Consider the following 13,898-nt stretch of genomic DNA (forward strand, 5'->3'; position numbering starts at 1 on the left):
ATCCCCAAATCCCCTGGACCTCACCGAACCGCGTCCCGAGGGCACCGGATGTGTCACTCCCCGCAAGTAGGGTGGTGACCATGGCCGACCCGAGCAGCTACCGCCCCAAGCCGGGACAGATCCCCGACTCGCCGGGGGTCTACAAGTTCCGTGACGAGCACGGCCGGGTGATCTACGTCGGAAAGGCGAAGAGCCTGCGCCAACGGCTCTCGTCGTACTTCCAGGACCTGGCGAACCTCCACCCGCGGACCCGCACCATGGTCACCACGGCCGCCGCCGTGGAGTGGACCGTGGTCTCCACCGAGGTCGAGGCCCTGCAGCTCGAGTACTCCTGGATCAAGGAGTTCGACCCCCGGTTCAACGTCAAGTACCGCGACGACAAGAGCTACCCCTCCCTCGCCGTGACCCTCAACGAGGAGTTCCCCCGGGTCCAGGTGATGCGCGGCGCCAAGAAGAAGGGCGTGCGCTACTTCGGCCCGTACGCCCACGCCTGGGCCATCCGCGAGACCGTCGACCTGATGCTGCGCGTGTTCCCCGTCCGGACCTGCTCCGCCGGGGTGTTCAAGCGCTCCGCCCAGATCGGCCGCCCCTGTCTGCTCGGCTACATCGGCAAGTGCTCGGCCCCCTGCGTCGGCCGTGTCACCGCCGAGGAGCACCGTCAACTGGCCGAGGAGTTCTGCGACTTCATGGCCGGGCGCACCGGCACCTATCTGCGCCGCCTGGAAGAGCAGATGCACGAGGCCGCCGAGGAGATGGAGTACGAGAAGGCGGCCCGGCTCCGCGACGACATAGGGGCGCTCAAGCGCGCCATGGAGAAGAACGCGGTGGTGCTCGCCGACGCCACCGACGCCGACCTGATAGCGGTCGCCGAGGACGAGCTGGAGGCCGCCGTCCAGATCTTCCATGTGCGCGGCGGCCGGGTGCGCGGTCAGCGCGGCTGGGTCACCGACAAGGTCGAGGCCGTCGACACCGCCGGGCTGGTCGAGCACGCCCTCCAGCAGCTCTACGGGGAGGAGCGCGGCGACGCGGTCCCCAAGGAGGTCCTGGTGCCCGCCGTGCCGGAACCGGCCGAGCCGGTCGCCCAGTGGCTCGCCGACCGCCGCGGCTCCCGGGTCGATCTGCGCATCCCGCAGCGCGGCGACAAGAAGGACCTCATGGAGACCGTCCAGCGCAACGCCCAGCAGGCGCTCGCGCTGCACAAGACCAAGCGCGCCTCCGACCTCACCACCCGCTCCCGGGCGCTGGAGGAGATCGCCGAGGCCCTGGGTCTTGACTCCGCTCCGCTGCGCGTGGAGTGCTTTGACATCTCCCACCTCCAGGGCGATGACGTGGTGGCCTCCATGGTGGTCTTCGAGGACGGGCTCCCCCGGAAGAGTGAGTACCGCCGCTTCCAGATCAAGAGCTTCGCCGGGCAGGACGATGTCCGCTCCATGCACGAGGTCGTGAGCCGCCGCTTCCGCCGCTATCTGCAGGAGAAGCAGAAGACGGGGGAGTGGCAGGAGGAAGCCACCGGGGCTGAAGGGGTTCCCGGGGCCACCGAGGCATCTGCAATCGCCGGGGTTCCCGGGACCGCCGGGCAGCCCATCGACCGACCCGAAGGACCCGGTGGTCCCGAAGGACCCGACGGACCCGGCCAGGGGCCCTCCGGCCCGATCGACGAGGAGGGCAGGCCGAAGCGGTTCGCCTACCCGCCCCAGCTCGTCGTGGTCGACGGCGGCAAGCCGCAGGTGGCCGCCGCCAAGCGGGCCCTGGACGAGCTCGGCGTCGACGACGTCGCCGTCTGCGGCCTCGCCAAGCGGCTGGAGGAGGTGTGGCTGCCGGACGAGGACGACCCGGTGGTGCTGCCCCGCAGCAGCGAGGGCCTCTACCTCCTCCAGCGGGTCCGCGACGAGGCCCACCGCTTCGCCATCACCTACCAGCGCAGCAAGCGCGCCAAGTCGCTGAAGGCCGGGCCGCTGGACACCGTTCCGGGCCTCGGTGACAGCCGTAAGCAGGCCCTGCTGAAGCACTTCGGCTCGGTCAAGCGGCTGCGCGCCGCCACGGTCGAGCAGATCTGCGAGGTGCCCGGCGTCGGCCGTAAGACGGCCGAGACGGTCGCCGCGGCGCTCGCCGGGTCCGCCCCGGCCGCGCCCGCCGTGAACACCGCCACAGGAGAGATCATTGAGGACGAGGCCGCCGGCGCGGCGTCGTCGAACGGGGGGACCAGACCATGACCGAGCACGAGAACCATGGAGACGGAGCGCAGGTGAATACGGGCACGTCGGGCGAGTCCGCCGAGGCGGCGGCCATCCCCGAGCTGGTGATCATCTCTGGAATGTCGGGCGCGGGCCGCAGCACCGCCGCCAAGTGTCTGGAGGACCTCGGCTGGTTCGTCGTGGACAACCTGCCGCCCGCGCTGATCCCCACCATGGTCGACCTGGGCGCCCGCTCCCAGGGCAATGTGGCCCGGATCGCCGTGGTGGTGGACGTCCGCGGCCGCCGCTTCTTCGACAACCTCCGCGAATCCCTCGCCGACCTCGCCGCCAAGAACGTCAAGCGGCGCGTGCTGTTCCTGGAGGCGTCCGACGAGGCGCTGGTGCGCCGCTTCGAGTCCGTGCGCCGCCCGCACCCCCTCCAGGGCGACGGCCGGATCGTGGACGGTATCGCCGCCGAGCGCGATCTGCTGCGCGAGCTGCGCGGGGACGCCGATCTGGTGATCGACACCTCCAGCCTCAACGTCCATGAGCTGCGGGCCAAGATGGACGCCCAGTTCGCGGGCGAGGAGGAGCCCGAGCTGCGGGCCACCGTGATGTCGTTCGGCTACAAGTACGGGCTGCCGGTCGACGCCGATCTGGTGGTGGACTGCCGCTTCCTGCCCAATCCGCACTGGGTCCCCGAGCTGCGCCCCTTCACCGGGCTCAACGAGGAGGTCTCCAGCTACGTCTTCAACCAGCCCGGCGCCAAGGAGTTCCTGGACCGCTACGCGGAGCTGCTCCAGCTCATCGCCGCGGGCTACCGCCGCGAGGGCAAGCGCTATGTGACCATCGCCGTCGGCTGCACCGGCGGCAAGCACCGCAGCGTCGCGATGTCCGAGCGGCTGGCCCCACGGCTGGCCGCCGAGGGAGTGGAGACCGTCATCGTCCACCGGGACATGGGGCGCGAGTGACCATTCGTAGCAGTCGGCTGCGGCGGCTGGTCGGGGCGCGGACGAACCGGGGCGCGCAGCCCAAGGTGGTCGCCCTGGGTGGCGGCATGGGCCTGTCGGCGTCGCTCGCGGCGCTGCGCCGGATCACCGGCGATCTGACCGCCGTCGTCACCGTGGCCGACGACGGGGGTTCCAGCGGACGCCTCCGCGACGAGCTGGGCGTGCTGCCGCCCGGCGATCTGCGCAAGGCCCTGGCCGCGCTGTGCGGCGACGACGACTGGGGCCAGACCTGGGCGCGGGTCATCCAGCACCGCTTCGCCAGTGAGGGCGATCTGCACGGCCACGCGGTCGGCAATGTGCTGATCGTCGCCCTGTGGGAGCAGCTGGGCGACCATGTGAAGGCGCTCGACCTGGTCGGCAAGCTGCTGGGAGCCCACGGCCGGGTGCTGCCCATGTCGGCCGTCCCCCTGGAGCTCCAGGCGTACGTCCGGGGCCATGACCCGGCGCGCCCGGACGAGGTCTCCACCGTCGCCGGGCAGGCCACCGTGGCGCTCACCCCCGGCGAGGTGCAGTCGGTCCACCTGGTGCCGCACGATCCGCCGGCCGTCCCCGAGGCCGTCGAGGCGGTCATGGACGCCGACTGGGTGGTGCTGGGGCCCGGCTCCTGGTTCTCCTCCGTGATCCCGCATCTGCTGGTCCCCGAACTGCTCAAGGCGCTCACCGAGACCAAGGCCCGGCGCGTGCTCTCGCTGAACCTCGCCCCTCAGCCGGGAGAAACCGAGGGCTTCTCCCCGCAGCGTCATTTGGAGGTTTTGGCCCGACACGCCCCTAAACTCGCCTTCGACGTGGTGCTGGCCGACGAGGCCGCCGTCCCCGACCAGAGCAGTCTGTGCGACGCCGCCAAGCGGCTGGGCGGCACGGTCGAGCTGGCGCCGGTGGCCGCGACCGACGGTGCCCCGAAGCATGACCCGGAGCTTCTGGCGGCCGCGTACGACCGTATTTTTCGGATGCATGGAAGGATCGGCCCATGGCGATGACGGCAGCGGTGAAGGACGAAATCTCCCGGCTCCCCGTCACCCGGACCTGCTGCCGGAAAGCGGAGGTCTCGGCGATCCTGCGGTTCGCGGGCGGGCTGCACCTGGTCAGCGGGCGCATCGTGATCGAGGCGGAGCTGGACACCGGGATCGCGGCCCGCAGAGTCCGCAAGGACATCCTGGAGATCTTCGGCCACTCCTCGGATCTGGTGGTGATGGCCCCCGGCGGGCTGCGCCGCGGCAGCCGGTACGTGGTGCGGGTGGTGGCGGGCGGTGACCAGCTGGCGCGGCAGACCGGCCTGGTCGACGGCCGCGGCCGGCCGATCCGCGGGCTGCCGCCGCAGGTCGTCTCCGGCGCCACCTGCGACGCCGAGGCCGCCTGGCGGGGGGCCTTCCTCGCCCATGGCTCGCTCACCGAGCCCGGCCGCTCGTCCTCCCTGGAGGTGACCTGCCCCGGCCCGGAGGCCGCGCTCGCCCTGGTCGGCGCCGCCCGCCGGCTGCAGATCGCCGCCAAGGCGCGCGAGGTGCGCGGGGTGGACCGGGTGGTCGTCCGGGACGGTGATGCCATCGGCGCGCTGTTGACGCGGCTGGGGGCGCATGAGTCGGTCCTCGCCTGGGAGGAGCGGCGGATGCGCCGCGAGGTGCGGGCCACCGCCAACCGCCTGGCCAACTTCGACGACGCCAATCTGCGCCGCTCGGCCCGCGCCGCCGTCGCCGCCGGGGCGCGGGTGCAGCGGGCCCTGGAGATCCTGGGGGAGGAGGTGCCCGAGCACCTCGCGGCGGCCGGGCGGCTGCGCATGGAGCACAAGCAGGCGTCCCTGGAGGAGCTGGGCGCCCTCGCCGACCCGCCGCTGACCAAGGACGCCGTCGCGGGCCGTATCCGCCGGCTGCTGGCCATGGCCGACAAGCGCGCCCAGGACCTGGGCATCCCCGGCACCGAGTCCAGCCTGACCGAGGAGATGGCCGAGGGCATGGTCGGCTGACCGCCCTACGAGCTGACGCCCGCGGCAGCTGACGGCCCGGGAAGCCGTACGAGAGCCGCACCCCACGCCCCCGGATCACACGAGCGATCCGGGGGCGTGGTGCGTCACAGGGCATGTGACAGCGGTTCCGCGCGCCGCTGTTGACATGACCATGTGTCGTGACAAGTCTGGAGCGCTGCGCACCCGCGTGTCTTCATACGAAAGCCAGGGGGGCTCATGAAGCTCAGACGCACGGTGAGATCGAGCGGCGCGGTGGTGGCACTGGCCGCGCTGCTCCTGGGGGGACTGGCCGCGGCACCCGCGGCCCCCGCGCCACCGCCGGCGGAAGCCGCCGGCGACGCGCTGTCCGTATGGACCGCCCAGGTCACCAAGGACCAGATTCCGCTGCTGCTCCGCGCCGGAGCGGACGGCACCGAGCTGGGGCGGCAGGTGCCCGACAAGGGCACCGGCCCGGTCGAGCTCTACCTCACCGCCGAGCAGGCCGCCGCACTGCGCGGCAAGGGCGTGCGGCTCACCGAGAAGAAGATCTCCGCACAGAGCCGCAACCGGCTGAAGGCCGCGGGCGACGGCGTCTTCCGCCCCTACAGCGGCGAGGGCGGGCTGAAGCAGGAGATCGTCGAGACCGGCCGGGCGCACCCCGGCCTCACCAAGGTCGTCAGCATCGGCAAGACCGGCCAGGGCAAGGACATCCTCGCGCTCAAGCTGAGCAAGGGCGCAGCGAAGACCCGCGACGGCAGCAAGCCGTCGGTGCTGTACATGTCCAACCAGCACGCCCGTGAGTGGATCACGCCGGAGATGACCCGCCGGCTGATGCACTACTACCTCGACAACTACGGCAAGGACGACCGCGTCACCCGGATCGTGGACCGCACGGAGCTGTGGTTCGTCCTGTCCGCCAACCCGGACGGCTACGACTACACCCATCAGAGCCCGGCCAACCGCCAGTGGCGCAAGAACCTGCGCGACAACAACGGCGACGGCAAGATCACCTCGGGCGACGGCGTCGACCTCAACCGCAACTTCGGCTACAAGTGGGGCTACGACAACGAGGGTTCGTCCGCCGACCCGGCCGATGAGACCTACCGGGGTCCGGCGCCCGCCTCCGAGCCGGAGACCAGGGCGCTGGACGCCTTCGAGAAGCGCATCGGCTTCACCTACGGCATCAACTACCACTCGGCCGCCGAACTGCTGCTCTACGGCGTCGGCTGGCAGGTCGCCACCCCGACCCCCGACGACGTCCTCTACAAGTCCCTCGCCGGCACCCCGGAGCACTCCGCGATCCCCGGCTACCACCCGCAGGTCTCCTCCGAGCTGTACACCACCAACGGCGAGGCGGACGGCCACGCGGCGAACGTCAACGGGATGATGATGTTCACCCCGGAGATGTCGACGTGTCAGACCGCCTCCAACGTCGACCCGGACGACCCCTGGCAGCCGCGCGACTGCGCGTCCGTCTTCACCTTCCCGGACGACGAGAAGCTGATCGCACAGGAGTTCACCAAGAACATCCCGTTCGCGCTCTCCGTAGCCGAGACCGCCGAACACCCCGACCGCCCGTCCTCGTCCGTCGGCCTCACCGCGCCCGACTTCACCCCGGACGCCTTCACCACGTCGTACGCGCGCGGCGGCGACCAGGACGTCTCGGTGACCGTCCGCAAGAGCGTCCGCGACAAGAAGCTCAACTACCGCGTGGACGGCGGCCGTACCCACACCGCCCCGCTGAAGGCATGGCGGGGCGGCGAGACCTACGGCGGCGAGGACAACGTCCGCTTCGACCAGTACCGCGCCGCCGTCAAGGGCGCGGACCCAGGGCAGAAGGTCAAGGTCTGGTTCACCGGCCGTACGAAGAGCGGCAAGCGGACCGCGAGCGAGCCGTTCACCTACGCCGTGGCGAAGCGGTCCCGCGCCGACACGCTGGTGATCGCCGAGGAGGGCGGCACCTCCCCGGCCCGGCACACCGCCGCGTACACCCGGGCGCTGGCCGACAACGGCCGTAAGGCGGCCGTCTGGGACGTGGCCACCCAGGGGGCGCCGTCCGCGCTCGGAGTGCTCAGCCACTTCAAGACCGTGCTCTGGTACACCGGCGCCGAGCGGCCCGGCGGCCCGACCCTGCTCGCGGTGCGCGACTTCCTCAACGAGGGCGGCAAGCTGATCACCACGGGTGAACGGGCGGGCGGCAGCTCCGAGGTGGGACCGGCCGACACCGACGACTTCAGTCAGTACTACCTGGGCGCCGACAGCCGGCTCACCCTGAAGTCGCCCACCGCCTTCCAGGGCGCCGGCGCGCTCGCAGGCGCCGGCGCGAACCTCGGCGACGCCCCCGGCAACCCCCTGGATGCCGCGGGCGCCTACACCGTCACCTCCGATGTGCTGCCACCCGAGGACTTCCCCCAGTTCCGCAGCGCGGGCGCGGGGGAGTACCCGAACACGCGCACCCCGTACCAGCCTTATGAGGGCGACTGGATGGCGGCCGCGGGCCACCGTGACAACTCCTGGATGCGGCTGTCCCGCACGGTGGACCTCACCGGCGTGTCCGCCGCCGACAAACCGGCCCTGGACTTCCGGCTCAGCTATGACACCGAGCCCGGCTACGACCATGTGATCATCGAGGCGCGCACCGCGGGCCAGGACGACTGGACCACCCTCCCCGACGCGGGCGGCGGCTCCTCCACCAAGGTGCCCGCCGAGTGCGAGGCGGGCTTCCTGCTCAATCTGCACCCGTTCCTCAAGCACTACCTGACCCCCGGTGACGACGGCTGCACCGCGCGGGGCAGCACGGGCTCCTGGAACAGCCTGACGGGCTCCTCCGAGGGGTGGCGGCCGGTCTCACTGGACCTGAGCGGCTACGCGGGCAAGAAGGTCGAGCTGGCGCTCTCGTACGTCACCGACCCGGGCACCGGCGGCCGGGGCGCCTTCGTGGACGGCACCGAGCTCACCGTCGGCGGCGCCGCCGAGGACTCCGAGGGCTTCGAGACCGCGCTCGGCCCCTGGACGGTGCCGGGGGCGCCGGAGGGCAGCCCGGCGAACGCCGGTGACTGGTCCCGCTCCCGGGAGCTCTTCCACACCGTCGCGGGCGTCACCACGCGGGACACCGTGCTGCTGGGATTCGGACTGGAGCACGTCCCGGACGCCGCCCAGAGGGCCCGGCTGGTGGGCGACGCGCTACGTGCGCTGCGTCGTTGACAGCGCGTGACACATCGTGACTGAATCGGCGGTCCGTACCACTTTCCGGTGGTCATGGGCCGCCGATGCCAATGTCACGTACGTCCCGTGATAGCGGTAGGGTCGGAGGCGGTCGGGGACATCCCATACACGTTCGCCGGCGTCCAGACCGGCACACCAACGAGGAGATCGGTTCGTGACGATCCGCGTAGGCATCAACGGCTTCGGCCGCATCGGTCGCAACTACTTCCGCGCGCTCCTTGAGCAGGGCGCGGACATCGAGATCGTCGGTGTCAACGACCTGACCGACAACGCCACCCTGGTCCACTTGCTCAAGTACGACTCCATCCTCGGCCGGCTGAAGCACGAGGTCAGCCACACCGAGGACACCATCACGGTGGGCAACCAGACCTTCAAGACGATGGCCGAGCGCGACCCGGCCGCCCTTCCGTGGGGCGAGCTCGGCGCCGACGTCGTGGTGGAGTCCACCGGCATCTTCACCAAGCGCGAGGACGCCGCCAAGCACCTCGCCGCCGGCGCCAAGAAGGTCCTGATCTCCGCGCCCGCCAAGAACGAGGACATCACCATCGTGATGGGCGTCAACCAGGACAAGTACGACCCGGCGAACCACCACGTCATCTCCAACGCCTCCTGCACCACCAACTGTGTGGCGCCGATGGCCAAGGTCCTCGACGAGAGCTTCGGCATCGTCAAGGGCATGATGACGACGGTCCACGCGTACACCAACGACCAGCGCATCCTGGACTTCCCGCACAAGGACCTGCGTCGCGCCCGCGCGGCGGCCGAGAACATCATCCCGACCTCCACCGGTGCCGCCAAGGCCACCGCGCTGGTCCTCCCGCAGCTCAAGGGCAAGCTGGACGGCATCGCGATGCGCGTCCCGGTCCCGACCGGCTCGGTCACCGACCTCGTCCTGGAGCTCGACCGCGAGGTCACCAAGGACGAGATCAACACCGCCTTCCAGAAGGCCGCCGAGGGTCAGCTCAAGGGCATCCTCGAGTACACCGAGGACCCGATCGTCTCCTCGGACATCGTCAACTGGCCCGCGTCCTGCACCTTCGACTCCTCCCTGACCATGGTCCAGGGCAAGCAGGTCAAGGTCGTCGGCTGGTACGACAACGAGTGGGGCTACTCCAACCGCCTCGTCGACCTGACCGTCTTCGTCGGCGGCCGGCTCTGACCGCCGTCCCGATGAGCTAGGGAACGGGGCCCGCTACGACGCCGTCGTAACGGGCCCCGATCCATGATCAAGGAGTCATCCCTGTGAAGACGATTGACGATCTTCAGGTCGCCGGGCAGCGGGTCTTCGTCCGCGCCGATCTGAACGTTCCGCTCGACGGCGAGACGATCACCGACGACGGCCGGATCCGCGCCGCCGTCCCGACGATCACCAAGCTCCTGGACCGGGGCGCCAAGGTGATCGTCGCCTCGCACCTGGGCCGCCCCAAGGGTGCCCCGGACCCCCAGTACTCGCTCGCGCCGGTCGCCCGGCGGCTCGGCGAACTCCTCGGCAAGCAGGTCGCCTTCGCGACCGACACCGTGGACGAGAGCGCCCGGGCCACCGTGGCGGGGCTCGGCGACGGCGAGGTCGCGCTGCTGGAGAACCTGCGTTTCAACGCCGGTGAGACCAGTAAGGACGACACCGAGCGCGGTGCCTTCGCCGACCGGCTCGCCGCCCTCGCCGACCTCTACGTGGGCGACGGCTTCGGCGCGGTCCACCGCAAGCACGCCTCGGTGTACGACCTCCCGGCGCGGCTGCCGCACGCCGCGGGCGATCTGATCGCCGCCGAGCTCTCCGTCCTGAAGAAGCTCACCGAGGACGTCAAGCGGCCCTATGCGGTGGTCCTCGGCGGCGCCAAGGTCTCCGACAAGCTCGGCGTGATCGACCACCTCCTGGAGAAGGCCGACCGCATCCTGATCGGCGGCGGTATGGCCTACACCTTCCTCAAGGCCCAGGGCCACGAGGTCGGCGGCTCGCTGCTGCAGGAGGACCAGGTCCCGGCGGTCCAGGACTATCTGCGCCGCGCCGAGGAACGCGGTGTGGAGTTCGTGCTCCCGGTCGATGTCACGGCCGCGCCCGAATTCCCGGACCTGAAGACCAAGGCCCCCGCGAACCCGCGGCTCGTCGCCGCGGACGCGATCCCGGCCGACCTCCAGGGCCTGGACATCGGCCCGGAGACCCGCAAGCTGTACGCCTCGAAGCTGGCCGACGCGGCCACCGTCTTCTGGAACGGCCCCATGGGCGTCTTCGAGCACCCCGACTTCGCCGAGGGCACCCGGGCCGTGGCCCAGGCGCTCGTGGACAGCCCGGCCTTCACCGTGGTCGGCGGCGGCGACTCCGCCGCGGCCGTGCGCATCCTGGGCTTCGACGAGAACGCTTTCGGCCACATCTCGACCGGCGGTGGAGCGAGCCTCGAATACCTCGAGGGCAAGACGCTCCCCGGCCTCGCCGCACTGGAGGACTGAACACCGTGAGTGACCGTAAGCCGCTGATGGCGGGCAACTGGAAGATGAACCTCAACCACCTCGAGGCCATCGCCCACGTCCAGAAGCTCGCCTTCGGGCTCGCCGACAAGGACTACGAGGCCGTGGAGGTCGCGGTGCTGCCGCCCTTCGTCGATCTGCGGTCCGTGCAGACCCTGGTCGACGGCGACAAGCTGAAGATCAAGTACGGCGCCCAGGACATCTCGGCGCATGACTCCGGCGCCTACACCGGCGAGATCTCCGGCCCGATGCTGGCCAAGCTCAAGTGCACCTACGCCGTCGTCGGGCACTCGGAGCGGCGCCAGTACCACGACGAGACCGACGAGCTGTGCAACGCCAAGGTCAAGGCGGCCTTCCGCAACGACCTCACCCCGATCCTGTGCGTCGGCGAGGGCCTCGACGTCCGCAAGGCGGGCAACCAGGTCGCGCACACCCTCGCCCAGGTGGACGGCGGCCTGAAGGACGTCCCGGCCGAGCAGGCCGAGACGGTCGTGATCGCCTACGAGCCGGTCTGGGCGATCGGCACCGGCGAGGTCGCGACCCCCGAGGACGCCCAGGAGGTCTGCGGGGCCATCCGCGGCCGGCTCGCCGAGCTCTACGGCCAGGAGGTCGCCGACAAGGTCAGGATCCAGTACGGCGGCTCGGTGAAGTCCGGGAACGTCGCCGCGATCATGGCCCAGCCGGACGTGGACGGCGCCCTGATCGGCGGCGCCTCGCTGGACGCGGACGAATTCGTCAAGATCGTTCGTTTCCGCGACCAGTGAGTAGGCCCTAGCGCGCGCGTCGTCGTACCCTGTCGGGGGTCGAGGCGGTGGGAATCGCACCGTCCGGCCCCCGACGTCCGTACAAGCCCGAGAAGGTTGGTCCAGCCGTGATCATGGGGTTCTCGATCGCCCTCATCATCTTCAGCCTCCTGTTGATGATGTTGGTGCTCATGCACAAGGGGAAGGGCGGCGGCCTGTCCGACATGTTCGGTGGCGGCATGCAGTCCTCGGTGGGCGGCTCCTCGGTCGCCGAGCGCAACCTGGACCGCATCACCGTGGTGGTCGGGCTGCTGTGGTTCGTCTGCATCGTCGTGCTCGGGCTGCTGATGAAGCTCGACTGAGGGTCCGGCGGGGCCCGTCCGGGGCCCGGCTGACGCCCGATAACTGACGTACCGTCGTCAGCGGGGCCCATATGCGGCCTATGATGGCATGGCGTCCACGGTGACGGGTGTAACTCCTCTCACTGGACGCGCGTTGGGCCTTACGTAGACTGGGGCGCCGGGCGGCGAAGCTGCCAATCGAGGCTTCGCGGCACCATCACGCAGGGAGTTACGACCGTGGCAAGTGGCAACGCGATCCGTGGAAGTCGGGTCGGGGCGGGGCCGATGGGAGAAGCCGAGCGAGGCGAATCGGCGCCGCGCCTGCGCATCTCCTTCTGGTGCTCGAACGGGCATGAGACCGTGCCGAGCTTCGCCAGCGACGCGCAGATCCCTGACACGTGGGACTGCCCCCGCTGCGGCTTCCCGGCCGGCAAGGACCGGGACAACCCGCCGGACCCGCCGCGCACCGAGCCGTACAAGACGCACCTGGCGTACGTACGGGAGCGGCGCAGCGACGCCGACGGCGAGGCGATCCTCGCCGAGGCACTCGCCAAGCTCCGGGGCGAGATCTAGACACACAACGCGGTACGACGGCCCGGCCGGGCACCTCCCGTGAGGGGTGCGCGGCCGGGCCGTTGTCAGTGGTGCGGGCTACGGTCGTGGAGTGCTGACCGGGGGGAGCCGTCCCGCCGGGTGGGGCCGACGCAGGGGGCGGAGGGGGATCGTCATGGCCGCGGTGGACGCCGGTGAGCTGGGTGCCGGGAAACCGGCGGGGCCCGCGTGGCGCGGGGGGTTCGGGCGGCTGTGGGCGGCCGCGGTCGTCTCCCGGTTCGGGGACGCGCTGCGGGGTGCGGCGCTGCCGCTGCTGGCCGTCTCGCTGACCGATTCGCCGGTACTGGTCTCGCTGGTGACCGCCTGCGGCTTCCTGCCCTGGCTGCTGTTCGGGCTGATCGGCGGGGCGATCGCGGACCGGGTGGACCAGCGGCGGGCGATGTGGGCGGTGGACGGCGTGCGGGCCGTCCTGATGGCGGGGTTCGCCGTCGCGGTGTGGCTGGACCGGGCCACCATCGGGCTGCTGCTCGCCCTCGCCTTCGCCCTCACCACGCTGCAGACCCTGTTCGACAACGCCGCCACGGCGCTGCTGCCGTCCGTGGTGGGGCAGGAGGCGCTGGGCCGGGCCAACGCCCGGCTGATGACCGGGCAGGAGGTCATGGGCCGGTTCGTGGGTGCCCCGCTGGTGCCGGTGCTGCTCGGCCTCGGTGCCGCGATGCCGTACGCGGCGGACGCGGCCACCTATCTCGCCGCCGCCGCGCTGGTCGCCTCGCTGGGGGCGACACCTCCAGAGCGGGCCCCGCGTCCGCCGGGCGGGTCGCTGCGGCGCGATATCGCCGAGGGCCTGGCCGTGCTGTGGCGGGACCGCACACTGCGGGCGCTGTGCGCCTCCACCACGCTGTGCAACATCGGCATCGGCGCGCTCATCGCCACCCTGGTACTGCACATCACCGGCTGGCTGGACGCCGGGAACACCGGCTACGCGGCCGTCATCACCGTCTACGGGATCGGCAGCGTGGCCGGAGGCCTGGTGGCCGCCGGGCTCACCGAGAAGCTGGGGCGCGCCCGTGCCCTCGTGGTGTGCGGCACCGCGCAGATCGGCGCCCTGGCCGCCCTCGGGGCGATACGGAGCCTGCCGGTCGCGGTCGCCGCCATGGGCCTCTTCGGCTTCGCGGGGATCGTCTGGAACGTCACCGAGGTGACGATGATGCAGCAGCGCAGCCCCGACGGGGCACTCGGGCGGGTGAGCTCCGCGTTCCGCACCCTGTCGATCGCGGGCACCCCGCTCGGCGCGCTGCTGGGCGGGGTGATGGCCGAGGCGTGGGGCCTCAACACCCCCGCGCTGGGGGCCGCCGCGCTCTTCGTCTGCGGGGTGGCGGCCCTCGTTCCGGGAATGCGGTCCGTCATCAATTAGGTTGGTGGCCACGGGGGCCAGGTACCGACGAGAAGTGGGC

General features: G+C 71.1%; 11 protein-coding genes. All 11 read left to right on the forward strand.

All coding sequences use genetic code 11. The annotated features are described in order from the left end of the window. Positions 1-80 precede the first annotated feature (80 nt). The 11 genes from uvrC (at position 81) to IEJ02_RS17370 (ending at position 13,858) form a co-directional block, all read left to right on the forward strand. Positions 81-2,213, forward strand: coding sequence for an excinuclease ABC subunit UvrC (gene uvrC / locus IEJ02_RS17320; RefSeq protein WP_191065708.1), 2,133 nt, complete (start codon positions 81-83; stop codon positions 2,211-2,213). Next, the gene (rapZ, locus tag IEJ02_RS17325; RefSeq protein WP_137977472.1) at positions 2,210-3,145 is read left to right on the forward strand and encodes an RNase adapter RapZ; all 936 of its coding nucleotides are present in this window, start codon (positions 2,210-2,212) and stop codon (positions 3,143-3,145) included. The genes uvrC and rapZ overlap by 4 nt, the downstream gene beginning before the upstream one ends. Further along, the gene (locus IEJ02_RS17330) at positions 3,142-4,161 is read left to right on the forward strand and encodes a gluconeogenesis factor YvcK family protein (RefSeq protein ID WP_191065709.1); all 1,020 of its coding nucleotides are present in this window, start codon (positions 3,142-3,144) and stop codon (positions 4,159-4,161) included. Before rapZ ends, IEJ02_RS17330 begins: the two co-directional genes overlap by 4 nt. Further along, positions 4,152-5,141 (forward strand): DNA-binding protein WhiA, encoded by a 990-nt coding sequence (whiA, locus tag IEJ02_RS17335; RefSeq protein ID WP_065958444.1) that lies wholly within the window; start codon positions 4,152-4,154, stop codon positions 5,139-5,141. The genes IEJ02_RS17330 and whiA overlap by 10 nt, the downstream gene beginning before the upstream one ends. Positions 5,142-5,357: 216 nt before the next feature. Then, entirely contained in the window at positions 5,358-8,324 is a 2,967-nt protein-coding gene (locus tag IEJ02_RS17340) for a M14 family metallopeptidase (RefSeq protein ID WP_191065710.1), read from the forward strand. Positions 8,325-8,499: 175 nt separating this feature from the next. Next, on the forward strand, positions 8,500-9,504 hold the full coding sequence (gene gap / locus IEJ02_RS17345) for a type I glyceraldehyde-3-phosphate dehydrogenase (protein WP_191065711.1): 1,005 nt from the start codon (positions 8,500-8,502) through the stop codon (positions 9,502-9,504). Between the two features lie 83 nt (positions 9,505-9,587). Next, positions 9,588-10,790 carry a phosphoglycerate kinase gene (locus IEJ02_RS17350; protein WP_137977470.1) on the forward strand — a complete coding sequence of 401 codons (1,203 nt, stop codon included), beginning with the start codon at positions 9,588-9,590 and terminating at the stop codon, positions 10,788-10,790. A 5-nt stretch (positions 10,791-10,795) separates the two neighbouring features. Then, on the forward strand, positions 10,796-11,572 hold the full coding sequence (gene tpiA / locus IEJ02_RS17355) for a triose-phosphate isomerase (protein ID WP_137977469.1): 777 nt from the start codon (positions 10,796-10,798) through the stop codon (positions 11,570-11,572). A gap of 113 nt (positions 11,573-11,685) precedes the next feature. Then, positions 11,686-11,913, forward strand: coding sequence for a preprotein translocase subunit SecG (gene secG / locus IEJ02_RS17360; protein WP_014059875.1), 228 nt, complete (start codon positions 11,686-11,688; stop codon positions 11,911-11,913). Positions 11,914-12,129: 216 nt separating this feature from the next. After that, positions 12,130-12,465, forward strand: a complete 336-nt coding sequence (locus IEJ02_RS17365) for an RNA polymerase-binding protein RbpA (protein ID WP_009718803.1) — start codon at positions 12,130-12,132, stop codon at positions 12,463-12,465. Positions 12,466-12,619: 154 nt separating this feature from the next. Continuing rightward, entirely contained in the window at positions 12,620-13,858 is a 1,239-nt protein-coding gene (locus tag IEJ02_RS17370; protein WP_191065712.1) for an MFS transporter, read from the forward strand. Positions 13,859-13,898: the final 40 nt, after the last annotated feature.

This window comes from Streptomyces sp. 5-10, from assembly GCF_014712245.1.
In the GTDB taxonomy this organism is placed as follows: Bacteria; Actinomycetota; Actinomycetes; order Streptomycetales; family Streptomycetaceae; genus Streptomyces; species Streptomyces violaceusniger.